Source organism: Isosphaeraceae bacterium EP7, assembly GCA_038400315.1.
Taxonomy (GTDB): domain Bacteria; phylum Planctomycetota; class Planctomycetia; order Isosphaerales; family Isosphaeraceae; genus EP7.
On the sequence record CP151667.1, the window covers coordinates 2,476,812 to 2,502,619 of the forward strand.

20 protein-coding genes, 1 pseudogene and 1 riboswitch are annotated in these 25,808 nt (G+C 64.4%); of the genes and pseudogenes, 17 read left to right on the forward strand and 4 right to left on the reverse strand.

Annotated elements, in window-relative coordinates; genetic code table 11:
• The first annotated feature begins 100 nt into the window (after positions 1-100).
• A complete protein-coding gene (locus EP7_RS09505; RefSeq protein WP_463527623.1) occupies positions 101-223 on the forward strand; it encodes a hypothetical protein in 123 nt (40 codons plus the stop codon).
• Here the strand turns inward: EP7_RS09505 and EP7_RS09510 are convergent.
• Positions 218-1,365, reverse strand: a protein-coding gene (locus EP7_RS09510; RefSeq protein WP_463527624.1) for an IS3 family transposase whose coding sequence is annotated in 2 segments (ribosomal slippage) — positions 218-1,095 and positions 1,095-1,365 — 1,149 coding nt in all. Because the reading frame shifts where the segments join, the coding sequence is not laid out codon by codon here. The genes EP7_RS09505 and EP7_RS09510 overlap by 6 nt on opposite strands.
• A gap of 51 nt (positions 1,366-1,416) precedes the next feature.
• Here EP7_RS09510 and EP7_RS09515 point away from each other — a divergent pair.
• Together EP7_RS09515 and EP7_RS09520 are read left to right on the forward strand one after the other, a co-directional pair.
• Positions 1,417-1,965: a transposase gene (locus tag EP7_RS09515; RefSeq protein WP_463527625.1), complete on the forward strand. Its 549-nt coding sequence runs from the start codon at positions 1,417-1,419 to the stop codon at positions 1,963-1,965.
• Complete coding sequence (locus EP7_RS09520; protein WP_463527626.1) at positions 1,911-2,180, forward strand: transposase; 270 nt, start codon at positions 1,911-1,913, stop codon at positions 2,178-2,180. The genes EP7_RS09515 and EP7_RS09520 overlap by 55 nt, the downstream gene beginning before the upstream one ends.
• Positions 2,181-2,269: 89 nt before the next feature.
• On the opposite strand, the gene EP7_RS09525 is transcribed toward EP7_RS09520, so the two are convergent.
• Positions 2,270-3,085 carry an IS5 family transposase gene (locus tag EP7_RS09525; protein WP_463527628.1) on the reverse strand — a complete coding sequence of 272 codons (816 nt, stop codon included), beginning with the start codon at positions 3,083-3,085 and terminating at the stop codon, positions 2,270-2,272.
• 1,047 nt (positions 3,086-4,132) lie between these two features.
• Here EP7_RS09525 and EP7_RS09530 point away from each other — a divergent pair.
• The 11 genes and pseudogenes from EP7_RS09530 to EP7_RS09580 all read left to right on the forward strand — a co-directional run bounded on the left by EP7_RS09530 (position 4,133) and on the right by EP7_RS09580 (position 19,415).
• On the forward strand, positions 4,133-5,944 hold the full coding sequence (locus tag EP7_RS09530; protein ID WP_463527630.1) for a NirA family protein: 1,812 nt from the start codon (positions 4,133-4,135) through the stop codon (positions 5,942-5,944).
• A 22-nt stretch (positions 5,945-5,966) separates the two neighbouring features.
• Positions 5,967-7,592 (forward strand): sulfite reductase subunit alpha, encoded by a 1,626-nt coding sequence (locus EP7_RS09535; RefSeq protein WP_463527631.1) that lies wholly within the window; start codon positions 5,967-5,969, stop codon positions 7,590-7,592.
• Positions 7,593-7,638: 46 nt separating this feature from the next.
• Positions 7,639-9,780 (forward strand): molybdopterin oxidoreductase family protein, encoded by a 2,142-nt coding sequence (locus EP7_RS09540; protein WP_463527632.1) that lies wholly within the window; start codon positions 7,639-7,641, stop codon positions 9,778-9,780.
• Positions 9,780-11,201 carry an FAD-dependent oxidoreductase gene (locus tag EP7_RS09545; RefSeq protein WP_463527633.1) on the forward strand — a complete coding sequence of 474 codons (1,422 nt, stop codon included), beginning with the start codon at positions 9,780-9,782 and terminating at the stop codon, positions 11,199-11,201. Before EP7_RS09540 ends, EP7_RS09545 begins: the two co-directional genes overlap by 1 nt.
• A 39-nt stretch (positions 11,202-11,240) precedes the next feature.
• Entirely contained in the window at positions 11,241-12,584 is a 1,344-nt protein-coding gene (locus EP7_RS09550; RefSeq protein ID WP_463527634.1) for an MFS transporter, read from the forward strand.
• A 44-nt stretch (positions 12,585-12,628) separates the two neighbouring features.
• Positions 12,629-13,126, forward strand: a complete 498-nt coding sequence (locus tag EP7_RS09555; protein WP_463526469.1) for a helix-turn-helix domain-containing protein — start codon at positions 12,629-12,631, stop codon at positions 13,124-13,126.
• 32 nt (positions 13,127-13,158) lie between these two features.
• Positions 13,159-13,671: a transposase gene (locus EP7_RS09560; RefSeq protein WP_463527636.1), complete on the forward strand. Its 513-nt coding sequence runs from the start codon at positions 13,159-13,161 to the stop codon at positions 13,669-13,671.
• Positions 13,672-13,956: 285 nt separating this feature from the next.
• On the forward strand, positions 13,957-14,088 hold the full coding sequence (locus EP7_RS09565; protein ID WP_463527638.1) for a hypothetical protein: 132 nt from the start codon (positions 13,957-13,959) through the stop codon (positions 14,086-14,088).
• Positions 14,089-14,375: 287 nt separating this feature from the next.
• A pseudogene (locus EP7_RS09570) lies at positions 14,376-15,507 on the forward strand (IS630 family transposase).
• Positions 15,508-16,205: 698 nt separating this feature from the next.
• Entirely contained in the window at positions 16,206-17,627 is a 1,422-nt protein-coding gene (locus EP7_RS09575) for a selenium-binding family protein (protein ID WP_463527639.1), read from the forward strand.
• Between the two features lie 726 nt (positions 17,628-18,353).
• Positions 18,354-19,415, forward strand: a complete 1,062-nt coding sequence (locus EP7_RS09580) for an IS630 family transposase (RefSeq protein ID WP_463527640.1) — start codon at positions 18,354-18,356, stop codon at positions 19,413-19,415.
• Between the two features lie 859 nt (positions 19,416-20,274).
• On the opposite strand, the gene ahcY is transcribed toward EP7_RS09580, so the two are convergent.
• Positions 20,275-21,699 carry an adenosylhomocysteinase gene (ahcY, locus tag EP7_RS09585; RefSeq protein ID WP_463527641.1) on the reverse strand — a complete coding sequence of 475 codons (1,425 nt, stop codon included), beginning with the start codon at positions 21,697-21,699 and terminating at the stop codon, positions 20,275-20,277.
• Between the two features lie 18 nt (positions 21,700-21,717).
• Positions 21,718-21,806, reverse strand: a riboswitch (S-adenosyl-L-homocysteine riboswitch).
• A gap of 279 nt (positions 21,807-22,085) precedes the next feature.
• Between ahcY and EP7_RS09590 the strand changes: the two genes are divergently transcribed.
• From EP7_RS09590 to EP7_RS09600, 3 genes are all read left to right on the forward strand, one after another.
• Positions 22,086-22,208: a hypothetical protein gene (locus tag EP7_RS09590; protein ID WP_463527642.1), complete on the forward strand. Its 123-nt coding sequence runs from the start codon at positions 22,086-22,088 to the stop codon at positions 22,206-22,208.
• Positions 22,209-22,948: 740 nt separating this feature from the next.
• Positions 22,949-23,323 (forward strand): transposase, encoded by a 375-nt coding sequence (locus EP7_RS09595; protein WP_463527643.1) that lies wholly within the window; start codon positions 22,949-22,951, stop codon positions 23,321-23,323.
• Positions 23,320-23,931, forward strand: a complete 612-nt coding sequence (locus EP7_RS09600; protein WP_463527644.1) for an IS630 family transposase — start codon at positions 23,320-23,322, stop codon at positions 23,929-23,931. The genes EP7_RS09595 and EP7_RS09600 overlap by 4 nt, the downstream gene beginning before the upstream one ends.
• Positions 23,932-24,414: 483 nt before the next feature.
• On the opposite strand, the gene EP7_RS09605 is transcribed toward EP7_RS09600, so the two are convergent.
• Positions 24,415-25,788: a DUF1501 domain-containing protein gene (locus EP7_RS09605; RefSeq protein WP_463527645.1), complete on the reverse strand. Its 1,374-nt coding sequence runs from the start codon at positions 25,786-25,788 to the stop codon at positions 24,415-24,417.
• Positions 25,789-25,808: the final 20 nt, after the last annotated feature.

Here is a 25,808-nt window from a genome sequence, read left to right on the forward strand (position 1 = left end):
TCATAGGAGACGCCGGCTAGAGCGGTTTTCAGGTTGGTGTAGCGCCCTGGCTCCCGATTGGGTATGACTGAGCGACGAGTCGTCCCTCGGGAGTCGCGGCGTGAAGCCGTATTGGCTGGATCTCAGGGAACGCGTCCTGGCCGACTGCGACGTGGGCATGCCGGCCAAGCAGGTCGCCCTGGACTTCCCCACGAATGGCGAGCGCCGGGTTAACGGTTTATGAGGCTTTTTCGTACTCGGCGGGTGACAGGTAGCCCAGCGACGAATGCCGCCGGACTCGATTGAAGAAGACCTCGATGTACTCGAAGATGCTCGCCCTCGCCTCCGCCCTCGTCGCGAAGTTCTCGCCCTGAGTCAGCTCCTTTTTCAGGCTCGCGAAGAAGCTCTCCATCGGCGCATTATCCCAGCAGTTCGCCCGACGGCTCATGCTGCCGGTGATCCCGTGCCTGGCCAGCACCCCCCGGTAGTGCTCGCTGGCGTACTGGCTCCCCCGGTCCGAATGGGTCACCAACCCCGCGACGGGCCGCCGGCCGGCCAAGGCCATCTCCAGGGCGTCGACGACCAGCCGGCTGTCGATCCGCTCGGACATCGACCAGCCCACGATCCGCCGCGAGTGGAGGTCCTCCACCGCCGCCAGGTAGAGCCACCCCTCGGCGGTGGCCACATAGGTGATGTCGGCCGTCCAGGCCCGATCCGGGGCCCCCGGCTCGAACTCGCGGTTCAGGACGTTCTCGGCCACGGGGCGGTCGTGGTTGGAGTCGGTCGTGACGCGGAACTTCCGCCTCGTCCTGGCGGCGATCCCCTCCCGACGCATCAGCTTGGCCACGGTGTTCACGCAGCAGGGCTCGCCCCGTGCGATCAACTCGGCGTGAATTCGAGGGCTTCCGTAGCGGGCCTTCACTTCGCCGTGGATCGCCTTGATCGAGACGACCAGGGCCTCGCGCCTCCGGGCCTGCTCGCTGTCCGGCCTTCCCCGCCAGTCGTAGTAGCCGCCGGCGGAGACGCGCAGGACCCGGCACATCAGCCGGACCGGCCATCGATCTCGGTGGCGCTCGACGAAGCCGTACCTCATGACGACTCCCTGGCGAAGAAGGCCGTCGCTTTTTTCAAGATGTCGCGCTCCATCGTGAGCCGCTTGACCTCGGCCCGCAGCCGACGCAGCTCCTCCTCGTGCGCGGGCGGGTTCCCCTTGCCGGGGAAGGCCTGGTCACCGCCCTCGGCCGGGGCCCGCTTCCAGCCCCGCAGCAGGCTCTCGGAGAGGTCGAGGTCGCGTGCGACCTCGGCGACGCTCTTGCCCTGCTCGTTGACGAGCTTGACGGCCTGGGCCTTGAACTCGGGTGTGAAGGTTCGTCGTGTCGTCGCCATCGGGGGACTCCTGGGTTCGAGCTTATGCTCTTAACCCGGCGCCCGCTATCCGTGGGAAAGTCCACGCAGCAGGACCGCGTCTGCCCGACCTGGGTCCGCCGCCTGAAGCGACGGCGTCGCGAGACCGGATCGATCGAGCCCAAGGCCCAGCGTCATGGGCCGCTGCCGCGCAGGCCCGAGCAGGCCGGGCCGGTCGCCGAGGTGATCGAGGCGACGCCCGACGCCACGCTGCGGGAGATTCGCCTCGGCCGCGGCTTGCCCCTGAGCCTCGCCACGCTGTGGCGCCTGGTGCGCGACCTGGGGCTGACCTTCAAGAGGAAGTCGCTCCGCGCCGCCGAGCAGGACCGGCCCGACGTCAAGGGGCGTCGCGACGGCTGGCCGGCGGAGGTCGCCGGCGTCCCGGCCGAGAGCTGGGTGTTCCTGGACGAGACCTCGGCCAGCACGAACATGACCCGCCGCCACGGGCGGAGCCGTCGGGGCAAGCGGCTGGTGTGGCGGCGCCGCACGGGCATTGGAAGACGACCACGCTGGTCGTCGACGGGGCGATGGACGGGGCGACGTTCCTGGCCTCCGTCGAGCAGCAGCTGGTGCCGACGCTGAGCGTCGGCGACGTGGTGGTGATGGACAACCTCTCATCGCACAGGCGGGCCGGGGTCCGCGAGGCGATCGAGGCGGCCGGGGCCCGCCTGCTCTACCTGCCGCCGTACAGCCCGGATTCGAACCCGATCGAGCTGGCGTTCTCCAAGCTCAAGGCCCTGCTGCGGAAGGCCGGAGAGCGGACGGTCGAGGGACTGTGGCGGCTGATGGCCGACTGATCGACGAAATCAAGCCCGAGGAATGTCGGAACGACTTCACCCATTGCGGCTATCACGCTACACCAACCTGAAAACCGCTCTAGAGCCTATTACGGACTCCATACAGCAAAGACGGGGGCCGCGCTGTGGAGCATCAGCAAGCTGAAGGCCACACAGTGCCAGCCCGCCAGCGTCGTCGCCAACCGCTCGTAGTCGCGTGCCAGCCGGCGGAATCTCGCCATCCAGCCGAACGAACGCTCCACCACCCAGCGACGCGGCAGCAGCACGAACCCTTTCTTCGCCTCGGGCAGCTTGACCACTTCCAGGATGATCTTGTGACCGGCCGCCTCGTCGAAGGTCTCCTCGCCGGTGTAGACCTGGTCGGCGTAGATCAACTCGACCGACTCGCCGTTGGCCTTGTGCATCGCCTCGCACAGGACGCCGACCTGCGCCCGGTCCTGCTCCGAGGCGGGGGTGACGTGCAGGGCCAGCAGGTGCCCCAGCGTGTCGACGGCCATGTGCACCTTCGAGCCCTTGCGACGCTTGTAGCCGTCGTAGCCGGCACGCGCCCCGCTCTCGGGGGTGGACTGGACGGTACGGCTGTCGATGATGGCCGCGCCCGGGTCGGCGTCACGCCCTCCGACCAGGCGGAGCAAGACTCGGAGGTCGAGGACGATGGCCTCGAAGCAGCCGACGTCCAGCCACCTTCGGGCCTGGTCGTAGACGGCGTGCCAGGGGGGCAGGTCGTGAGGAATGAGCCTCCGGGGCGAGCCGGAGCGGATCATCCATCGGAGTGCGTTGAGGACCTCGCGGAGGTCGTGGCGACGCGGGCCGGAGTGCTCGGGCAGGAGGGTCAGGTAGGGTGCGACGAAGACCCACTCGGCGTCACTGATGTCGGTGTCATAGGGCTTGCGGTGCGTGATCATGCCCTAAAATACGTCTCAGAAAGCATTAAGGTTCGTGACACGCTCTAAGGCATCCACGAGGTCACCAGCTTCGCCTACCGTCACCGCGGCCGGCTCTCGCTACTCAGCAAGCTCCACCCCGAGGCCAACCTATTAAAACCGCCGACTCACTGCGGCGGCAACGGAGGCCCCCGCGTCAGGAACGAGCATCGCCCCTGACGCGCGAGGCAGTGGCCTCGGCTCGGGCATGCGACGAGGGGTCCTCGACGTCGCGCACAGTGACGTGTCTTTCTACGCGACCGATCTGTTGCTCGCCCCGGTCGAGATCGTTACCCGATACGCCAGCCGCTGGCACATCGACTGCACCTTCCAGAAATGCGGTGCCCAATTCCAAACGGGGAGGAACCGGGGTTGGTGACTTCAGACGGTGGTACGGGCTACGCCATGCTTGTCCTGAATCGTCTCAGTGGTGGAGTTGCTCTATCACTCCCTGCCCGGATCGAAGCGAACGGTGGGCGTGAAGTAGCAGGACAAGGCCGGCGTCACCTTCTCCGACGCCCTCGGCTCGGCACTGGGCCGAGGAACTATTTCCCCAAGTCCGGAGTCGATTCTGCATGAAGAATTCCCGATCTGATGCGCGAATTCGTTCGATCGTCCCTCGAGCCAGCCGCAGAGGCACGAGAGATCGACATCGGTCAAGCTAAGGCAAATTACAATTGCCGGTTAGACTCCAACATCATGATCGTCAGGTTCGAACCGGGGTTATCTACGGAGCATTTGGTGCTAGTCTTTTTGGCATCCCGTGCATGCCGTATAGGCGGAGGGTGAATTGCAGGTTCCGGAGTTTTCAACGAAAGCCCTTTGTCGATAATGCATTGTGTTCAATTTTGGATTCGGCTCCAGGTCGGTGGCACGGAAGCTGCCCTAGGGAAGAACTTAATCTCTTTACTCCAGCCGAACTGAAGATTTGGGGCCACCCCATCGCGGTAACTCCCGTTGCGCCCCGATTGGTCCATGATTTCCGGTCGCCCCACGGCGTCGCGCATTCCTCCATGTGAATCTATGGACATGAACGACTTTCGGGATGATCAGAAGCAATATCTTCAGGGATTGATCGCCGGGGCAGAACTCGCCCGATCCGCCCGCGGCCTTGCCACTTTCGGAGCGACTCTCGGAGTTGCATCCGAAGGGTCATCGTGCAAGCCCGTCGATATGACGCCTTTGCCAGGCCCTGACGCGCGACACATCGCGGCCCAGGATCGCATCCTCGCCGATGGCGGAACGATCACTCCTCAAGAGCAGGCCAAGCGAGAGAACCACCCGCTCGATCGCTGGAACGACATCGTCCAACATGCAGAGGCGGGTCGATTTCCGAAGGGGGAAGACGTCCTCGCCTTCAAATATCACGGACTTTTCTACGTCTCCCCGGCACAAGATTCTTACATGTGCCGACTCCGCCTCGCGGGCGGCCTGATGACCAGCCATCAGCTCCGTGGTGTCGCCAAGATCGCCGACGATTGGGGGGGTGGATACGTCGACGCGACGACACGGGCAAATCTCCAGATTCGTCAGATCAAGGCGTCTAACGGTCCGAGCGTTGTGACCTCCCTTGAGGATCTCGGGATCATCACCCGCGGGTCCGGGGCCGACAATATTCGGAACGTCACCGGGAGTCCGACAGCCGGCATCGATCGGTTCGAACTCATCGACACTCGTCCCCTCGCCCGCGAGATGCATCACCACATCCTCCATAATCGCGGGCTCTACGGCCTCCCTCGTAAATTCAACATCGCGTTCGACGGCGGTGGGGCCATTGGTGCCCTCGAAGACACGAACGACCTGGGGTTCTCCGCCGTCCGGATCGGCGACGGGAAGGCCGTTCCACCCGGGATCTATTTCCGACTCTTGATCGGTGGGATCAGCGGGCACAAAGATCTTGCCGTCGATGAAGGGATCGTCCTGAGCCCCGAGCAGTGCGTCGCCGTCGCCTCGGCAACATTGCAGGTCTATATCGAGAATGGGGACCGGACCGACCGGAAGAAGGCCAGGCTGAAATATGTCCTCGACCGCTGGGGGCATGAAAAATTCGTCCAGGAAGTCGAGTCGAGACTTCCCTTCAAGTTTTCGCGACTGTCGCTGGACGACTGCGATCCGAGGCCTCCGGTCGATAAACACGGGCACATCGGTTTCCACCCTCAGAGTCAGGAGGGGCGCTATTACGTCGGCGTGCTGCTCCGCGTCGGTCGGATGCTGACCGACCAAGCACGCGGCCTGGCGGCCATCGCCGATCGTTATGGGAGCGGGACCATCCGGCTTACGGTCTGGCAGAATCTTCTGATTTCCGACATCGCGGAAGTCGACATTCCGGCCGTCAAACGGGAGATCGAAGGGTTGGGGCTCGACTGGCAGGCCGGTAGCATCCGCAGCGGCCTGGTCGCGTGCACAGGGAGTGCAGGCTGCCGGTTCGCGGCCTCCGACACGAAGCGTCACGCGATGGAGATCTCCGACGAGCTTGACTCCAGGATCAGTCTCGACCAGCCGATCAACGTCCACCTGACTGGATGCCCGAATTCCTGCGCTCAGCATTACATCGGCGACATCGGGCTGCTGGGCACCGCCGTGGAGCAGGGCGACGATGTGGTTGAAGGGTATCACATCTTCATCGGCGGAGGTTATGGCGCGGAGCAAGGGATTGGCCGCGAGATTCTCCGATCGGTCGCCGCCGATCGCGTGCCCGAGGCCATCGAGCGAATGTTGCGGACATATCAGGATCGCAGGGAATCCGCCGAGGAGACGTTCGACTCGTTCGTACGTCGACACGAGACGGGGCAGTTAAAGGCGTGGTTCGAGGCCCAGGCGGCCGGCGTCGGCAACACCTGAACAAGCGGCGGATTGACACATCATGACATTCCCGATCCTGCCCGAGAGCGCCCCGTTCACGACCTCACAGCGGGCCTGGCTCAACGGATTCTTCGCCGGTGTCTTCAATCTCGACCAATCCTCGGCATCACCCATCGGGGGGGCCAACGTCGCGACGGCCGTCGCAATTGCGCCTGTGCAGACCGAGGACTTCCCCTGGCACGACTCGAGCTTAGCGTTGCAGGATCGGCTCAAGCTCGCCGAGGGCAGGCCCCCCGAGCGGGTTTTGATGGCCGCCATGGCCCAGCTCGACTGCGGCGCGTGCGGCTATGTCTGTCAGACCTACGCAGAGGCGATCACTGCGGGCGAAGAGGCCGACCTGACCAAATGCACGCCAGGCGGGCGCGAAACCTCCAAGACGCTCAGGGCGCTGTCCTCGAAGTTCAAGTCGTCCACCGTTTCCGATCGCAACGGCCACGATTCTGCCGCCAATAAATCGCTGAATGGCCCTGCTTCCACCCCTTCGACCAACGGATCGGGCAGATCTTTCGACCGTAGAAATCCATTCCGCGCGCCGCTCTTGAAGTGCGAGGCTCTGAATCGTGAAGGGTCCGCGAAAGACGTGCGCCTGGTCGCGTTCTCGCTCCAGGGGAGTGGCCTGAGCTATGAGGCTGGAGACGCCCTCGGGGTGTATCCCGAGAACAATCCCGATCTGGTCGATGCCGTACTCGCGGCAGTGAATGCACGAGGCGACGAATGGGTGCCAACGCCCGACGGCGGATTTGCACACGCATTCGAGGCTCTCTCGACGCATTACGTGATTACCAAGGTGGGCGACCGGCTCGCCTCGCTGATGGCGTCGCACGCCAACAATCCGGCCGAGTCGGAGACGTTGAGAACCCTCGTCGAGGATGATCCGGAGGGGGTGCCTTCCAACTGGGATGTCCTCGACTTGCTCGATCAATTCCCGTCGGCTCGCCCTCCACTGGAAGATTTGATCGCCGCGCTCGACCCGCTCCAGCCCCGGCTATATTCGATCTCCTCCTCGCTCAAGGCCACCCCGAACGAGGTCCACCTGACCGTCGGAGTCGTCCGATATGAGCAGGGCGGGAGGGAGCGATGGGGGGTGGCTTCGAATTTCTTGGCGAGGGCCCTTCGCCCCCGGCAGAAGGCACGGATCTTCGTCCATACGTCGCCGAATTTCAGGCTCCCCGCAGACCCCGACACCCCGGTGATCATGATCGGCCCGGGGACCGGAGTCGCACCGTTCCGAGCGTTCCTCCAAGACCGGCTCGCCGGGGGGGCCCGCGGCAAGAATTGGCTCTTCTTCGGCGACCAGCGTCGCGATTGCGACTATCTGTACCGGGACGAACTGGAGTCGTATCAAGCGGGAGGATTGCTCACGCGGCTCGACCTAGCATTCTCGCGTGACCAGGCCGAGAAGATCTACGTCCAACACCGGATCCGGGAAGCTGCGGCCGAACTGTGGGCCTGGATTCGGGACGGCGCCCACATCTACGTCTGCGGCGACGCCCGCCGGATGGCCCTCGACGTCGATTTCGCGCTCGGCGAGGTGATCGAGGAGCAAGGAGAGATGAGCCCCGAGGCCTCGCGCGATTTCATCAAGGCCCTGACGAACGCCGGGCGCTATCAGCGTGACGTATATTAATCTGACGTCGCGTCAATTCGACTCGAGCTTCGGGGGACCACCGCCTATGAGCCTGATCCCCGCCATGCCGGTCGCCGATCTCAGCACCCGGTCGCATTGCCCTTATTGTGCCCTCCAGTGCGGGATGCTCTTCGGGACGGGGACTCCAGATTCCCCTGAATCCGTCATGGGCGATCCCCATTTCCCCGTGAACAACGGCGATCTCTGCATCAAGGGCTGGACATCGACGACGCTCCTTCGCCACCCCAAGAGGCTCACGTCTCCGCTGGTTCGTTCCCGCGGCCAGCTCCTCTCGTCGTCCTGGGAACTCGCCCTCGACGCCGTGGCCGATGCGTTCCGCTCGACTCGCGAAATTTACGGGCCGGACGCCGTCGGCGTCTTCGGTTCCGGGGCGCTGAGCAATGAGAAGGCCTACCTCCTGGGAAAGTTCGCTCGCGTCGCGTTGAAGTCCGCGAACATCGACTACAACGGTCGATATTGCATGTCGAGCGCCGCGGCAGCGGGCAATCGCGCGTTCGGGCTGGACCGGGGATTGCCGTTCCCGGTCTCCGACATCGTCGGCGCCGAGGTCATCCTCATCGTAGGAAGCAACCCGGCCGATACCCTCCCGCCCATCATGCAGTGGTTCGACCGCCAGAAAAAGGCCGGGGGACGGCTCATCGTCTGCGACCCGAGGCGGACGGCGACCGCGCGCCAGTCCGACTTGCACCTGGCGACGACTCCGGGCTCCGACCTGGCGCTCGCGAATGGACTCTTCTACCTGGCGATTGAGGAGGGCTATGTCGATCGCGATTATGTCGAATCGCGTACAAATGGCTTCGAGTCCGCATATCGCGTCGCGCTCGGCTACCATCCGGCAATCGTCGAGCGTCGAACCGGGGTCTCCGAGAGCGACCTCCGCAAGGTGGTCCGCTGGCTCGGCCAGGCGAAGTCGGCCTTGATCCTGAGCGGACGCGGCCCCGAGCAGCAAAGCAAAGGTGTCGATACCTCCAACGCATTCATCAACCTCGCTCTCGCGCTGGGTCTGCCGGGCCGCCCCAGCAGCGGATGGGCGACGCTGACCGGCCAGGGAAACGGCCAGGGAGGTCGCGAGCATGGCCAGAAGGCCGACCAACTCCCCGGCTATCGGTCGATCGAGATCGATGCTCATCGAGAGGCCGTCGCCCGGGTCTGGGGAATTGACCCTGCCGATCTGCCGCGTAAAGGCCTCAGCGCTTTCGAGATGCTCGACTCGATCGGCCAGGGGGCCGGGGGAGTCCGAGCCCTGTTCGTGATGGGCTCGAATGTCGTTGTGGCCTCGCCCGACTCGGTGCGCGTCGAGCGCCGACTGCGTTCTTTGGACCACCTCACCGTCTGCGACTCGTTCCTGAACGAGACCGCGTCGATGGCCAACGTCGTTCTCCCGGTCCTCCAGTGGGCGGAGGAAGAGGGGACGATGACGAACCTAGAAGGACGCGTGATCCACAGGCGTAAGGTTTCTCGCCCTCCTCCAGGTGTGGTCGGCGACATCGAGCTGATTTGCGGCCTTGCCGAGAGGCTAGGCCAGGGTCCGAGGTTCGATTTTCACAGCACCCGCGAGGTCTTCGACGAATTCCGTCGCGCTACGGCCGGTTCCGCCGCCGACTATAGCGGCATCACCTACGAGCGGATCGACCGCGAGAACGGGGTCTTCTGGCCTTGCCCTGACGAGGCCCACCCGGGGACTCCGCGTCTCTTCACCGAGCGATTCGCCCATCCCGATGGCCGCGCCCGCTTTTTCCCCGTCGGCGACCGCCCGGCCGGCGAGGAGCCCGACGATGCCTATCCCTATTACTTTACGACCGGGCGATATAAAGAACACTACAACTCGGGCACTCAGACCAGGTTGGTCGCCGCGCTCGTGAAGGCCCGTCCCCGGCCGATCCTGAACATCCACCCCACTGCCGCCCGTCGTCACCTGATCTCCGACGGCTCGCTCGTCGTCCTGGAGAGTCGCCGGGCCCGCGCCGAGTTCCGGGCGGAGGTTACGCCCGAGATCCGAGTCGACACGCTCTTCTGCCCGTTCCACTGGGGAGGGACGGGTGGGGCAAATCGGCTCATCAACCCCGCCCTCGACCCGATCAGCCGGATGCCCGAATTCAAGCTTGCCGCCGTCCGGATCGCGGCCGTCGACGAGGACCTTGCCCCCACCGCAGGGAGTGCGCCCTGATGCGTCCGAAACTTGTCATCATCGGCAACGGCCTGGCAACCGGCCGGCTCCTCGATGGCCTGATGGCTCGCGGCGGGGTCGAGGCATTCGACATCCATGTCTACGGCGAAGAGCCACACGGGCTCTATAACCGGATCTTGATCGGCCGGCTCCTCGGTGGGGGAACCGTCGACGAGATCACGTTGAAGCCCGTCGACTGGTACGCCGAGAACGGGATCACGTTCCACTGCGGAGTCCTCATCGATCGACTTGACACCGTGGCGAAGGTGGCGATCACGAGCGACGGTACGATTCAGCCCTACGACCGGGCGGTCTTCGCCACGGGCAGTCGCGCATTCATCCCGCCGCTGGTCGGCCTGCTCGGCGAAGATGGTCGTCCGAAGGCCGGTGTCCTCGTCTTCCGCACACTCGACGATGGGCACCGTATCCGCGATCGGGCCAGAGCCGGTCAGCATGCGGTCGTCCTGGGTGGTGGCCTCCTCGGACTCGAGGCCGCCAAGTCGCTGAGCGACCTCGGGATGCAGGTTTCCGTGATTCAACGTTCCGATACGCTGATGGACCAGCAGGTTGACGAGGTCGGCGGACTTTTCCTTAGAAAGTCGATCGAGCAACTCGGAATCGGTGTCATCCCGGGCGTCAAAGAGATCGGCATTGTTGGATCCGAGCAGGTCGAGGGGGTGACGCTCGGCGATGGCCGAACCCTGACGGCCAACCTCCTCGTCCTCGCCTGCGGCATTCGCCCGAGGATCGACTCCGCCGCGGCTTCCGGGCTGACTCTCGGCCGGGGAATCCTCGTCGATGACCACCTGGGCACTTCGGCCCGAGGCGTCTACGCCGTCGGTGAGTGCGCCGAGCACGACGGGCAGGTCTATGGCATCGTCGAGCCAATCTGGCAGCAGTGTGACGTCCTCGCTGACTTGATCACGGGGGCCGACCCGGGCGCTCGCTATCTCGGTTCGAAGCCGTACACCCGACTCAAAGTCGCGGGTGTCGGCGTCGCCAGCATGGGGCTTGTCCGCCCCTCAGAGGAAGACGATGAGGTGATCCAGATCATTGAGGAGCGATCGGGGACCTATCGGAAACTCATCATCCGACACGATCGCCTGGTCGGTGCCGTCCTGATCGGCGAGACCGGCGCCTCACCCGATCTCGCCCGATGGCTCGATCGGGGAGATCCGCTGCCTGCCAATCGGATCGACGTCCTCTGCTCGGGAGGATCCTACTCCTCGGCCCCCGACCCGGAAGTCTGCAATTGCCACCATGTCCGCGAGTCAACCATCGTGGCCTCAATCCGTGGCGGGAAGACGACCGTTGGGCAGGTCTCCGACTCCACCCGCGCCGGGACCGGCTGCGGCTCGTGTCGCGTCCAGATCACGAGGCTACTCGGCACGCATGCCCCGACCGACGCCGCCTTGGCCTAGGCAGCCCCCGCGAATCCGTAACTCTTCGATGAGGTGACCATGGCTGCCGTAGTCCCCCGGACACCCAGCACCGCACTCGGCGCCGAGCCCGCCGGCCCTCGGCTCCGCGTCCTCTGGACGTCGACTTGGGCCTTCACTGCCCTGTTCGCCGCCTGGCTCATGCTTGGCATCCTCGGGCTCGAGATCAAGAAAGACGTCGGGCTGATGCTCGGTGTGACCCCATCCGGGGCCAACCCGGCCGCGATCAAGACGGCGGTCGAGTCGAGATATGAAATTCTCCTCGCGGTCTCCATTCTAGCTGGTGCGCTCCCTCGGCTGACATTCGGCCTGTGGGCCGACAGGTACGGAGGCCGGACCGTCATGACGGCCCTCCTGGTTTTCTGCGCCGTGGCGACCTATATGCTTGGACAGGTGTCGAGTTATCCTCAATTAATCCTCTGCGCCGCCCTGTTCGGCCTCGCGGGAAACTCGTTCACCGTCGGCATCTCGTGGAACAATGCCTGGTTCCCGGATCGACAGAAGGGGTTCGCGCTCGGCATGTTCGGCGCAGGGAATGTTGGTGCCTCGGGGACTAAGCTGATGGTCATCCTAGTCCCCTCGATCCTGACGCTGGTGCCCGCCGCGGGCTATCTTGGCGGCCTGATCCCTGGCGGCTGGCGGTTCATCCCCACGATCTACTCCGCGATCCTGCTGACGACGGCCGCGCTCGTCTGGGCCATCTGCCCCAGCCCCGACCGCATGCCGGCGGCGGGAAAGTCGCTGGTCGAGTTGCTCGCGCCGCTACGGTTCATGCGTGTCTGGCGATTCGGCCTCTATTACGTCGTCGTGTTTGGCGCCTACGTCGCCCTCTCGGCCTGGTTGCCCAACTACTACAAAAATACCTACGGCGTCGATCTCCGGACTGCCGCACTTCTGACCGCCCTCTACATCTTCCCGGCTAGCCTGCTCCGCCCCCTGGGAGGCTACCTCTCCGATCGATACGGCCCGAGGCTCATCACCTATGCCGTCTTCCTGACGATGACCGTCGCGCTGATTCCCATCTGCCTTCCCTCGCGAATCCTGACTCTGGGCGTCGCCGGCTTCACAACGCTCATGATCATCATCGCGGCCGCGATGGGGATCGGGAAAGCGTCGGTCTATAAGTACATCCCGAACTATTACCCCGACTCGGTCGGCGTGGTCGGCGGCCTAGTCGGTGCAATCGGTGCCCTCGGCGGATTCGTACTGCCGCCGGCATTCGGCATGCTAGGACGCCTGTCGGGCAGCCCCCAGTCGGCGTTCTGTGCCCTCCTCGCCATCACCACCTTGAGCCTCGCCTGGCTGCATCTTGCCGTCATTTCATCAAAGAACCCAAGTTCTTTTGTGTTATTGATGTTCAGGTAGCCCGGTACTTGTCACGCCCGTCGGATCGACTGTCGCATTCGGGGATGAAACCCCGGGGATCCGCCGCCGAACTGGAAGCCCGACGCCGACTGGCCGTCACCCGCGTCAACGAGGGCTGGAAGCAGAAGGATGTCGCCGCGTTCCTGGGCGTCTCGCTCAAGGCCGTCGGCAAGTGGATGGCCGCCTATCGCGCCTCCGGCGACGGCGGCCTGGCGGGCAAACCCCACCCGGGGCCCAAGCCGAAGCGATCGGGCCGCCAAGAGGCGGTGGTCCTCTCCTGGCTGGCCGCCAGCCCCGAGGCCCTCGGCTTCAAGACCCGGCTCTGGACGACGCGGAGGCTGGCCGAGGTGATCGCCAAGCGGTACGGCGTCCGCTTCAACTCCAACGACCTGGCCGCGTGGCTGACGGCACGCGGCCAGTCACCGCAGAAGCCCGCGGTGGTGGCGGTGGAACGCGACAACCCGGCCATCGCCCGCTGGGCCGCCGAGGACTGGCCGCGCCTGGAAAAAAAGCCCGGGACGAGCACGCCCACCTCGTCCTGATCGACGAGAGCGGGTTCTTCATCAACCCCACGGTGCGCCGGACCTGGGCCCCGGTGGGGCGGACGCCGGTGCTCACCGGGTTCGGCCGGCACCGCGACAAGGTCTCGACGATCGCCGCCATCAGCGTCGCCCCGGTCCGGCGGCGGGTGGGGCTCTACTGGCGGACCGACCCGGCGCATTCCATCGACGCGGCGGCAGTCGTGGCATTCCTGGGGGGCCTGCTGCGACACCTGCGGGGGCGGGTCATCGTGGTCTGGGATGGTGGGAGCAATCACAAGGGCCCGCTGATCCGGGCGTTCCTGTCCCGCTATCCTCGCCTGCATCAGGGGCGGCTGCCGGCCTACGCCCCGGACCTCAACCCGGTGGAGTTCATCTGGGGGCACCTGAAGCACGGCCTGATGGCCAACTTCGTGCCCACAGACGTGCACGACCTGGATCGAGTCATCAACGGCCATCTGGAGCGACTCGGTGGCCAGCCGGCGATGATCCGGTCGCTGTGGAGGGGATCGAAACTCCCCCTCCTCGGCAAGAACCTGGCCACCTGATTGTCAATAGGGGTCGAGGCGGTGCGGCCAACGTTTGATTTCTGACATGCCCCCGAAAGGGTGGACAGTCTTATTCGAGAACTCGGATGCGGCAAGGCTCCCCTTAAATGTGCCCGATTCGCGAGGAAGTCAAGGTTCACCGAGGAGTAGTTCGTCTTCGCGCAGAGGAAGGCCAAGGCAGACCTAGGCGTCGAGAAGACGTGCCGCAAGCCGGGCGTGAGCTAGGCAGCTTACTTCCGCAGGAAGTTCGAATATCGCGAGCTCGGCACTACCGAGCCAAAACGGATGCGGCTCCTCGATGCGGAGAGCCAGAAGCTCAAGCAGCTGGTCGCCGACCTCTGCCTCGACAAGCAGATGCTGAAGGACGTCCTGGCAAAAATACCTGAACCCGCCGCGACGGAGAACGATCGTTGCTAACCTGACAGTCCGCTAAGGCGTCGGCATGCGGCGGACCTGGCAGCGGCCGGTTTCACCCACGCGAACCACGACGATTAGCCTCCTCGCACGCCGCATGAGGATTTATTTCCGCGAGTTGGCGGCCGACTGCGTCCGATTCGGGGATCGTCGGCTCCACGTCCTACCGCTGCGCGAGGGCTGGGCTGTAAACATCGATCGCCTCTAGTAGATCGTCACTCTTGCTTCGTCGGGTCCGTTCCGCGAGCTTATCGGTCGGTGAACATGCGACATCCGGCGGGGAGTCCGTCATGGCCAAGAAGTATCGCGTGACGCTGGCGGCCGAGGAACGCGGCGAGCTGGAAGCCATGATCTCCCGTCGCAAGGCCGATGCCCGGAAGCTGGCCCACGCCCGGGTCCTGCTCCAGGCCGACGAGGCCGAGGGGGGCCCCGCCCGGACCGACCGGGAGGTCGCCTCGGCCCTCGACCTCAGCATCCGCACCGTCGAGCGGGTCCGCCAGCTATTCGTCGAGGAGGGGATCGACTCGGCCCTGATGCCCATGCCCACCAGGCGCGTCTATGCCCGCGTCCTCGACGGCGAGCAGGAGGCCCACCTGATCGCCCTGGCCTGCTCGGCGGCCCCGGGCGGCAAGAAGCGGTGGACCCTTCGCCTGCTGACCGATCGGGTCGTCGAGCTGGGCTACGCCGGCAAGGTCTCGCACGAGGCGGTGCGGCGGACGCTCCAGAAAACGAGCTGAAGCCCCACCTGCGGGCGATGTGGTGCATCCCGCCGAAGCATTCGGCGGAATTCGTGCATCACATGGAGGACGTGCTGGAGGTCTACCACAGGCCGTATGACCCCCGACGGCCGGTGGTCGGCATGGACGAGTCGTTCAAGTAGTTGATCGGCGAGGTCCGCGAGCCGCTGGCGCCCGGGCCCGGGCAGATCGAGCGGTACGACAGCGTCTACACCCGCAACGGCGTGGCCAGCGTGTTCCTGGCCTTCGAGCCTCTGGGCGGATGGCGCGAGGCGAGGGTCACCGACAGCCGCACGCGGGCCGACTGGGCCCACTTCATCCGCGAGATGATCGACGGCCGGTACAAGGACGCCGAGCGGGTGGTCCTGATGATGGACCAGCTCAACACGCACTCGCCCGCGAGTTTGTATGAGGCGTTCCCGCCCGCGGAGGCGCGGCGGATCGCCGACCGGCTGGAGATCCACCACACGCCGAAGCACGGCAGCTGGCTGAACATGGCCGAGATCGAGCTGTCGGCGCTGTCGCGTGACCTGCCCGATCGGATCGGCGATCGTTCGTCGATGGTGCGGCACGTCGGTGCCTGGAAGGGCCGCAGGAACGGGGCGGGGGTGAAGGCCGATGGCAATTCACGGCCGCCGATGCGAGGACGAAGCTCCGCAAGCTCTACCCGTCAACCGACGCGTGACAGACCACTACGGCTTGGAGCGATTGGCGTTGCTGGGCGAGAACCCGGAACGCCTAGTGCGCTCTTGTCATCGCGACGACCGGCCTGCAGTCGGGGGGTTGAGCCAGGTTTGGGCCCTGGACTTCCTGAGCGACACACTCGCGGACGGGCGCAAACTCCGAGTGTTGACCGTGATCGACCCGTTCCATCCGCAAGTGCCTGGCGATCCGAGACGACCGTCGGTTTAGCTCGGTACAGGTCGCCGAGTTCCTGGCGGAGGTCGGGGACGATCGGGAGACTCCAAGGGGAGGGTCGAGTCCTGGAGCGTCGATGGCAATGAACGACGTCCCACCACAGCCTTTGGCGACCTGCCTTCAGGGAGTTCGGATCGATGAATAGCGTCATGAATTCCGCTTCGTCGGGCCGAGAAGCTCTCGTTCAGCCGAGCCAACTTCCCGAGGCAGGTCAGAGGAAGTCGGTGGCACGTCAAGAACCACCTCCATTCAGTTGCAAAATCCCGCCGGCCACGGGACGATGATCTTCAAGAGGCTGTGAATGCGAACGAGGTAAAGCCCGTCGTCGGCTCTGTGATGGGAGTGGGCACGGTCGGGGACGGAGGGATTGCACTCCCTCCAATCCTCCAGATCTAATGGCCGCACTCCGCGGGCACCCACTCTCCCTGGGTTACATTGCATATCCGCCTCCCCGGAGTGCCCGCAATGAAACGGCGAGACTTCCTGGCCTCGGTCGCCACGGCGGCCGCCCCGCTAATCGCTACCCCCCGGCCGGGCCTGTGCGTGGACTCGGAGCCCGACTCGCGTACGTTCGCCACGCCGGCAGAGGCCGCCAAGTCACCCCCCGAGATGCTGGCCTATGTCGCCGCCATCTATGAGGGGACTGGCATCCGCAAGCCGGACTACCTCGCAACGATCGATGTCGATCCGAAATCGGAGACGTATTCTCGAGTCGTGCACAGGCTGCCGATGCCCAACGTCGGCGACGAGTTGCACCACTTCGGATGGGATGCCTGCGCGAGCTGCCACGGCGTTCGGGGGCGCCGTTACCTGATCCTGCCCGGGCTGCTTTCGGGGCGGATCCACATCGTCGACACGCTCGACCGTCGCCGGCCGAAGCTCTACAAGGTGATCGAGCCGGACGAGATCCGATCGAAAGCGAGGCTCTCCGGTCCCCATACCGTCCACTGCCTGGCCGATGGCCGCGTCATGATCTCCATGCTGGGTGACGAGGCCGGCAACGCCCCGGGCGGCTTCCTACTCCTCGACGACCGGTTCGACGTCGCGGGGCGCTGGGAGGCGGGCCTGGATGGAATGAACTACAACTACGACTTCTGGTATCAACCGCGGCACAACGTGATGGTCAGTAGCGAGTGGGCCGCGCCCAAGACCTTCCGGGAGGGGTTCAAGCCCGCCGATGTCGCGGCCGGCAAATACGGCCGCCGGCTCCATTTTTGGGACTGGCAAGAACGAAAGATTAGCCAGACGATCGACCTGGGCGAGGACGGCCAGATCCCTCTGGAAGTCCGATTCCATCACGACCCGGCCAGCACTCATGGCTTCGTCGGTGCGGCGCTCTCGAGCACCGTCTGGCACTGGCACAAGGTCGGCGGGCGTTGGGACGCACGAAAGGTGATCTCGGTGCCCGCGGAAGTCGTCAAAGGCTCGAAGGACCCAGTGCCGGGCCTGATCACCGACCTGGTGCTCTCGCTCGACGACCGCTGGCTGTACCTGTCTAACTGGCTGCACGGTGACGTTCGCCAGTACGACGTGACCGATCCCGCGAAGCCGCGCCTGGCCGCTCAACTCTGGCTGGGTGGCATGCTCGGCAGGCCCTCCGACGCTAAGGCCTCGCTGACCGGCGGCCCGCAGATGCTCCAACTCAGTCTCGACGGCAAGCGACTGTACGTGACCAACTCGCTGTTCAGCCGTTGGGACAACCAGTTCTACCCACAGATCGCCGAGAAGGGCTCCTACATGCTCCGGGTGGACTGCGACACGAAGTCCGGCGGCATGAGCCTCGACGAGCGATTTCTGGTCGATTTCGGCAAGGAGCCCGAAGGTCCGGCACGCGCCCATGAGGTCCGCTTCCCGTATGGAGACTCGACATCAGACATCTGGGCCTAACGTGGTTCCGGGGCAGCGATCGAGTCTCAGAATGGGGCGGGAGAATTGAATCGATTATTGGGTCAGTCCGCCTTTCGCAAAACCTGCAGGTCCCCTCTTGGGGGAATGTTCGGGCTGCGGCCGAGGCATGATGTTCAACTCCCATTCCAAGAGGTGCCCGATGTCGTTGGCTCGTCAGTCGCTTCGGCCACGGTGCGGCGGTCGCCCGCGCAGCGACTACGCCTCGGCCACAATCGTCCGGATCTCCTCGGCCGTCATGCCCGGCCGCAGCTCCCGCGCCAGGCATGTGCGGGTGTGCTGGTCGATCAGACTCAGCCACTTGAGGCTCCGCCCGTCGCAAGTCCTGTCGAAGTGGAAGTCCCAGGTCCGGACGCCTCCTTGCCACGCGAGGGCTGCGGGTGGGAGGCGTTGGCACCCCGGCCATGCGGGCCGACGGACTCCGGAAGTGGCCCTGGGCCTGCAAGCTTCAGGCCCAGGGACCGCCATTGGCGGCGCAAAGTCTCCGTGCTGACCGGCACCCTTGGCATTCCAGCAGTGCCCAGCTCCGCCGTTATTGACCTTCGGATGGTTAAATTCCGGTTCGGAAAGGGGAGATCCGACCCGTTCCAGAGCGACCGAATCAGCCCCGGATTGCCCCTGATACGGATTCTAATTAATTCCTGCGCGCCCCATTGCGCCATAATCATACCGAAGTCATGATGGGTTTTACCTTAGGGGACACCCATCATGCACGTCGCCGACCACCTGCCCCCGGACGAACTCCGCGCCCTGGCCGACGCTGCGACGGAGAAACGTCGCTTCCTTCGCGTCCGCGCCGTCATCCTGGCCCGCGAGGGCCGCACCGCCCCCGAGATCGCCGCAGCCCTGGGATGCTCCCGCCGCGGCGCCCAGGATTGGGTCGCCCGCTACAATGCCGACGGGCCCGGCGGCCTCGACGATCGACCCCGGCCGGGGAGACCCAGCTTCCTGACGCCCGAGATGGCCGACCGCCTCCGCCGGCGGATCGACGCCGGCCCCGCACCCGAGGACGCCACCTGCGCCCTCCGTGGCCCCGAGGTCCGCGCCCTCCTGGGGCGTGAGTTCGGCGTCCTCTACAGCCTCCCGGCCGTCTACGCCCTGCTGCACCGCCTGGGCTACTCCTGCCTCGACCCCAGGCCAAGCCACCAGAAGGCTGACCCCGAGGCGCGGGAGCTGTTCAAAAAAAAAGTCGCCGGCCGGATCGACGACGTCGGCCGCGCCCACCCCGGCAAGCGGGTCGAGGTCTGGTTCGAGGACGAGGCGAGGTTCGGCCAGAAAGGGACGCTGACGACCGTCTGGGCGAGGCGAGGCTCGCGGCCCGCCGCCGTCCGCCAGACGCAGTATGACGACCTCTGGGTGATCGCCGCGGCGTGCCCGGCCAGCGGAGCGGCGGCCGGGATCATCATGCCGCAGCTGGACACCCCGACGATCAACCTGTTCCTGAAGGAGTTCTCGCGGCAACTCGCCCCGGACGTCCAGGCCGTGCTGATCTGGGACAACGCCGGCTTCCACATCAGCGGCTCGCGGCTCTTGCCGCCGAACGTCTCGGTGATCCAGCTCCCGCCGTACTCGCCGGAGCTGAACCCGATCGAGAACTTCTGGCATTACCTGCGCAGCCACTACTGGTCAAATCGCGTGTACGAGGATTGGGAGGCGCTGAAGGGGGCGGCCGTCGAGGCGATGGCGGCCGTGGGCACGGACGCCGAGCGGATCAAATCCGTCTGTGCCGCCCCCTATCTCGATCGCCGAGAAAGCGCAGGAATTAATTAGAATCCGTATCAGACACTTAAACGCAACGCATACTTCGGGGCTCTCGACTTGCCCGAGCGGGCTTGTCCCTTCGACTCATCATCGTGCTCGGCTACGTCACCGACGTAGTCACCGTATCCACTTGCGGAGGAGCCACGAATTGCTGGCTGGAGAATCGTCTCGCCGAGAGCCAATTGACCTACCCAATGCGCAGGGCTCCATCGGACCCAGCAGAATATCCCCGCTCCTGAATCGTCGCCGTCGATATCGAAGTCGTGGCCGGCAATATTGGAGGGGAGGGGGCACGAGGCGCTACGGCACCCAGTTAGGGCTTCCGATTCAGGTCTGCAAACTCATCCGGATTCAAGCCTGAACGGCAGGGCTTGAGGGTGCAACCGGGCGTTGCCATCTCAGGTACAGAAAGTCGTCAACACCAGCGAGCCTCGCATCGCCCAGGTTTCATGCCCGGAGCGAATTACCTACCATCTTCGACTTCGCCGCGTTCGAAGGCGTCCTGAAGCCTACCTTGGTCGAGACCCCCGTCGACTTCCGGACTTGACTCTCCAAAAATCACACAACGTCAACTTCCGCTGTGTGGGCGTCTAGAAAAGTGTGCTGGCCGACAGGGCTTCACATGGCCCGAATTGGTCAACGAGTCCCATTGCTACAGATGGATGGACGGCATTCGTAATCGCGTCGATGCCGAAAGCGATGCTGAGGCCACGGACGACTACGTGAGCAGGCTGGTATCACTTAACTTCTCGGTGCGGCGACCCCTGGCCAAGGGTACAGATGCCGCTGACGTCGAATCCATCAGGCTTCGGAAAGCCTAGAAAGGGTGTCAGCAGGGAGTTACGCTCCCTGCTGACAATGGAGTCGATCAATAGCGGTACTGATCGGACTTGTAGGGTCCTTCCTTGGGGACGTGAATGTAGGCGGCCTGCTCTGGCGTCAGTTCGGAAAGCTCAACGCTCAACGTTTTCAGCTGCAAGCGGGCCACGTGCTCGTCCAGCTTCTTGGGCAGAACGTAGACGCCGACGGGGTATTTCGCGTTGTCCTGCCACAGTTCGATCTGGGCCAGGACTTGATTGGCGAAGGAAGAACTCATCACGTAAGAGGGGTGTCCGGTGCCGCAGCCGAGGTTCACGAGGCGCCCCTTGGCGAGCAGGATGATGCGTTTGCCGTCGGGGAAGATAATGTGATCGACCTGCGGCTTGATCTCCTCCCAGGTGTACTTCTCGAGCGACGCCACGTCGATTTCGTTATCGAAGTGGCCGATATTGCAGACGATGGCCTGATTCTTCATCTTGGCCATGTGGTCATGCGTGATGACCCTGTAGTTGCCGGTGGTCGTCACGAAGATATCGGCCTTGTCGGCGGCGTAGTCCATGGTGACGACGCGGTAGCCTTCCATGGCTGCCTGCAACGCGCAGATCGGGTCGATCTCGGTGACCCACACCTGAGCGGAAAGAGCACGCAGGGCCTGAGCCGAGCCTTTGCCCACATCGCCGTAGCCCGCGACCACGGCGATCTTCCCGGCAATCATCACATCGGTGGCGCGCTTGATGCCGTCCACCAGCGACTCGCGGCACCCGTACAGGTTGTCGAACTTGGACTTGGTGACGGAGTCATTGACGTTGATGGCGGGGAATTTCAGTTCGCCTCGCTTATGCATCTGATAAAGGCGGTGGACGCCGGTGGTGGTCTCCTCGGTGACGCCCTTGATGGCGGCGAGGTTTTTTGCGTACCAGCCGGGTTGCGAGGCGATGCGGCTCTTGATGGCGGCGTAAAGGACGCGCTCTTCCTCGCTGGTGGGATTGTCGAGGACGTGGATGTCCACTTCGGCGCGGGCGCCGAGGTGAAGTAACAAGGTCGCATCTCCGCCATCGTCGAGGATCATGTTCGAGTGCCCGCCGTCGGCCCACTCGAAGATCTTGTGCGAGTAATCCCAGTACTCCTCCAGGGACTCACCCTTGAAGGCAAAAACGGGGATACCAGCGGCCGCGATTGCGGAAGCTGCATGATCCTGGGTCGAGAAGATATTGCACGAGGCCCAGCGGACCTCGGCACCGAGAGCTTTGAGCGTCTCGATCAGGACGGCCGTCTGGATGGTCATATGGAGCGAACCGGTGATGCGCGCGCCCTTGAGGGGCTGACGCGAGGCATACTCCTCGCGGATGGCCATGAGGCCGGGCATCTCAATTTCGGCGATGGCCATCTCGCGACGGCCCCAGGGGGCAAGCGAAATGTCGCGGACGTGGTAGTCGCTGAAAGTCGCTGCGGGCTTTTGGGCAACGGCGGTCACGTTCATAGTCTCCAAAACGATGAACGGGCGCCGTTACACGGTGAGAATTCACCCCATCGAGCCTGGCAGGAACGCTCATGCGTACCGTCGCAGCGCCCCTCGATGATATGGTGTTGGTTTGCTTACTTGGAGCAAGGCTCCGTGGAAAAACCCTCTGCTCGACCATTTAATTCATAGCAAAACGAGCCGACAAGAGGCAAGGGGAAGGAAGTTGGAGTCCAGCGCCCTGTTTAAATCGTCATTCAATCGACGGTTCGGTGCCGGCTCATAACGACGACGATGACGCGGATTTCCCGGATTCCACCGGTCGATCGGGCATTGTGTCTCGTCCTGATCGACCGACGCATAAACGAGCCCGTGGCGTCCGCGGCCTCGGAACGATATCGATGCTCTGGGCGACGGTCGGCTCCGCCTCGACGGCGAATCGCAGCAGGCATCCCGGAGCCTACAAGGCCTTGATCTTCCGCCAGAAGCAGACTCTCACCCCCGAATGGGCCACCGGGCTCTGAGGCGAAAACGAAACATTGGGGCCGAACCTGCGAACGTCGAGCTCCAACTTCCCCGTTTCTGCGAATTCCGCGATCAAACTGTCCTCAACAGCCGCCCTTTCATCTCCGCTATTTCCCTTCGAAAGCACTTTAAACGTTAGAGTTAGGATCGATTTTCGGGACGGCGTTTGGCCGAATTCTTGTTCCAAGACATAAATCTCACGGCGCGAGTTCGGAGCGACATTCACGTTTCAAGCGTCGCTTCATTGGAGCCGTCCAGCGTCACCCCAGTCGCGACTCCGACCATCGTCTTGCTCCTGAGCACCGCGCCGCCATGCCGGGTGCCCAAGGCAGGACATGGGAGTGGATTGGACCTCAATGACGGAGATGTGGCGGTCGTCCTGGCCTTCAGTCAACCAGATGTTGAGCCTCGGCTCCCACGACTTCCTCGGTCTTCGCCTTGTCGCGGTGACTGAGAAGCTCGACGGCACATCATTCACCGCCGTCATCAGGCAGGAGGAATGCGGTATTTGTAGCCGGAAACAATGGATGGACAAGGCCTACGAGTCAAATGTTTGGTGCGTGTGGCCCGGTAGGCTGCGATTTGAGAAGAATTTGAGACGGCAGGAGAGCAGTCGGGCTTTTCTCTGTCGATCAGGCCGAAGTCAGCGGTCCGGGCTTTAGCAGAACAAGTTAGAGCGGTTTCTCTTTGACTGAGCCGGTTGTCCCTTGTTATCCCTTCCTGGATGGAGGGCACGGGGATGAAGGCTTATTCTGCCGACCTGCGCGAGCGGGTCCTCGCCGCCTGCGACCGGCGCGACGGCACCCGCGAGCAGATCGCCTCGCGGTTCTCCGTCAGCGTCACCTGGATTGGCAAGCTGGTGCGGCCGCGGCGCGACACCGGCTCGATCGCCCCCCGGCCGCACGGCGGCGGGCGGGCCCCGGCCTTCGACGGCGAGGCCGCGGGGCGACTCCGCGAGGCGGTCCGGGCCGACGACGACGCCACGCTCGCGCCGTTGGCCGAGGCCGCCGGCGTGGGCTGCTGCCCGTCGGCCGTGCACCGGGCGCTGAGGCGACTGGGCATCACGCGCCAAAAAAGTCGCGGCGGGCGGCCGAGCGGGATCGCCCCGAGTTGAAGGCGCACCGGCAGGCCTGGCGCGAGGAGTTCGCCGCGGTCGACCCGGGGCGGCTGGTCTTCCTCGACGAGAGCGGCGCCAGCACGGCGATGGACCGTACCCACGGCCGGGCCCCCAGCGGGGTCCGCGTCGACGGCCCGGTGCCGCACGGCCACTGGAAGGTCACGACGCTGACCGCCGCGGTTCGCCTCGACGGCGTGCCGGCGGCGGCCTGCCTGGCCTTCGACGGGGCGACCAACGCCGCCTGCTTCGAGGCCGACATCGGCCGGTGCCTGGCCCCGACGCTCCGTCCGGGCGACGTCGTGATCATCGACAACTTGCCGTGCCACAAGACGGCCGAGGTCGGCCGGCTGATCGCGGCGGCCGGGGCCGAGGTGCGGTACCTGCCGCCGTACAGTCCGGACCTCAGCCCGATCGAGTCGATGTTCTCCAAGCTGAAGCCGCACCTGAGGTCGGCCAAGGCGCGGACGGCCGAGGCGCGGATCGGTGCGATGGGCGACGGCCTGAGGGCCGTCGAGCCGGGCGACCTCCGCGGCTGGTTCGGCCACTGCGGATACCGGAGCGGGGTAGAGGCGTCAACCGACACGCTCAAAGGAAAACCGGGCTAAGACCTCGAAGTCGCCACCTTGCGGATCTTCAACTTCCTGAATGTGGACGACGACCGACTCCATAACTCCGGGGAGAATTGCAGCTGCTAGCGCAACTCCGTTAGATCGTCAGGATTCCCGGTAGAATCGAAGTTCACGCGTCGAAAAGCATCGATTTGCTGCGGTTTTTCAGAGTGGTAAAGGAATGGTATCAGGCTCTGCCTGACGGATGCTCATGCCGTCAACAGACTCCTATATCTCTGCCTGATGACCAACTCAACGGTGGTCAGGTCGTTGACCGCCAGCTTGTCGAGTTGGGTCGCCTCGTCGCGGCACTCCTTCAGTCTGCCGATACGCAGCTCCCCCATCGGCCGCCGTGGGCTTGAGCCGACATGGGGTGGGCAATGAGTGTGATGGAACGTTGTTCAGTTCGTGCCGCTTCGCATCGCATCCTCCCAGGAGGATGCGATGCGAAAAACAACGGGATCATCCCACTGACGGAGGCTAGGCCATCACGTCCTTGATCACGCTGCCATGCACATCCGTCAAGCGGAAGTCTCGGCCGCTGTATCGATAGGTCAGGCGAGTGTGATCCAGTCCCATCAAGTGCAGGATCGTGGCGTGGAAGTCGTGCACATGAACCGGGTTTTCCGCCACGCCATCACCGTAGTGATCCGAGATTCCATAGCTGGTGCCCCCCTTGACTCCGCCGCCCGCAAAGAAGCAGGTGAAGCACCGGGCGTGGTGGCCACGACCCTGGGGGGTCAGGTCTTGCCAGGGGGTGCGGCCGAACTCGGTGCAGCCGACAATCAGGGTTTCCTCGAGCATCCCTCGACGCTTCAGATCGGCCACCAAAGCCGCGATCGGCTGGTCGATCTTCCGGGCCAAGCCTCGGTGATCTTCCATGTCATTGTGGCTATCCCAGTTGGTGTTCGACCCGACGTCGAACAGCTCGACCACGCGTACCCCTCGCTCGACCAGACGCCTGGCGACCAGGCATTGCGCGGCGAATGAGGTCCGGTCCTCGGCCGTGGCTCCGTAGAGGTCCAGCGTGCTCTTCGATTCCCGGCCGATATCGAAGGCTTCTGGCGCCTCGCGCATCAGGCCCTGGGCAGTGTCGAACGTCAGCATCCGGGCATCCAGCGCGTTGTCGCCGGGATGGGCCTGCAGGTGTCCCTGGTTCAGGTCGCGGAGCATCAGGCCTTCCAGTTCCTGACGTCTCACTGAGGCGATCGGGCTGGCCACGTCGGGCAGCGGATTCGGCCCGGGGATGACACGCACTCCCTTGTGGAAGGCGGGCAAGAAGTTGGAATCCCAGGCCTGGAACGCGTTGTATGGCTCCTTGGCCGCCAGCACAACGAAGGATGGCAGGTTCGTATTCTGCGTCCCCAGGCCGTAGCTGATCCATGACCCGAAGCTCGGCATCGGGATCGTGACCGAGCCGGTCAGCATGCCCAAGGTGGCCGCCGAGTGCCCGGCCGAGTCGCCATGAACTGAGTGCAGGAAACAGAACTCGTCGATCACGTTGCCGACGTTCTCGAAGAGCTCGCTGACCATCTTTCCCGACTCGCCGCGCGGACGGAACTTGTAGGTCGACGCCTTAACCTTACGCTTGCCGTCCTCCATGAGCTTGTCATGGTCGCGTTGAAGGTCTGGCTTGAAGTCGAACGTGTCCATGTGCGAGAGCCCGCCCGTCATGAAAAAGACGATCAGGTTCTTCGCCTTGGACGGGAAATGCCCAAGCCGGGGAGCGAGGGGGTGCCCTCCGTTCAGGCCGGCGGCCAACGCGAGCCGATGGTGCATGCCCAGGCCCGCCAGCGCCGCGGAGGAAGCAGCGCTGGCCAGAAATTGGCGTCGGTCGATCTGAGGACGGTTCATCATCAAGAGCTCCCAGTCGG

What these genes read in the sequence shown, in the direction of transcription:
- EP7_RS09520 (WP_463527626.1), top strand. Translation starts at nt 1,911, where the DNA reads ATGGACGGGGCGACGTTCCTGGCCTCCGTCGAGCAGCAGCTGGTGCCG.
- EP7_RS09525 (WP_463527628.1), bottom strand. Translation starts at nt 3,085, where the DNA reads ATGATCACGCACCGCAAGCCCTATGACACCGACATCAGTGACGCCGAG.
- EP7_RS09530 (WP_463527630.1), top strand. Translation starts at nt 4,133, where the DNA reads ATGAACGACTTTCGGGATGATCAGAAGCAATATCTTCAGGGATTGATC.
- EP7_RS09535 (WP_463527631.1), top strand. Translation starts at nt 5,967, where the DNA reads ATGACATTCCCGATCCTGCCCGAGAGCGCCCCGTTCACGACCTCACAG.
- EP7_RS09540 (WP_463527632.1), top strand. Translation starts at nt 7,639, where the DNA reads ATGAGCCTGATCCCCGCCATGCCGGTCGCCGATCTCAGCACCCGGTCG.
- EP7_RS09545 (WP_463527633.1), top strand. Translation starts at nt 9,780, where the DNA reads ATGCGTCCGAAACTTGTCATCATCGGCAACGGCCTGGCAACCGGCCGG.
- EP7_RS09550 (WP_463527634.1), top strand. Translation starts at nt 11,241, where the DNA reads ATGGCTGCCGTAGTCCCCCGGACACCCAGCACCGCACTCGGCGCCGAG.
- EP7_RS09555 (WP_463526469.1), top strand. Translation starts at nt 12,629, where the DNA reads ATGAAACCCCGGGGATCCGCCGCCGAACTGGAAGCCCGACGCCGACTG.
- EP7_RS09565 (WP_463527638.1), top strand. Translation starts at nt 13,957, where the DNA reads ATGCGGCTCCTCGATGCGGAGAGCCAGAAGCTCAAGCAGCTGGTCGCC.
- EP7_RS09575 (WP_463527639.1), top strand. Translation starts at nt 16,206, where the DNA reads ATGAAACGGCGAGACTTCCTGGCCTCGGTCGCCACGGCGGCCGCCCCG.
- EP7_RS09580 (WP_463527640.1), top strand. Translation starts at nt 18,354, where the DNA reads ATGCACGTCGCCGACCACCTGCCCCCGGACGAACTCCGCGCCCTGGCC.
- EP7_RS09590 (WP_463527642.1), top strand. Translation starts at nt 22,086, where the DNA reads ATGCTCTGGGCGACGGTCGGCTCCGCCTCGACGGCGAATCGCAGCAGG.
- EP7_RS09595 (WP_463527643.1), top strand. Translation starts at nt 22,949, where the DNA reads ATGAAGGCTTATTCTGCCGACCTGCGCGAGCGGGTCCTCGCCGCCTGC.
- EP7_RS09605 (WP_463527645.1), bottom strand. Translation starts at nt 25,788, where the DNA reads ATGAACCGTCCTCAGATCGACCGACGCCAATTTCTGGCCAGCGCTGCT.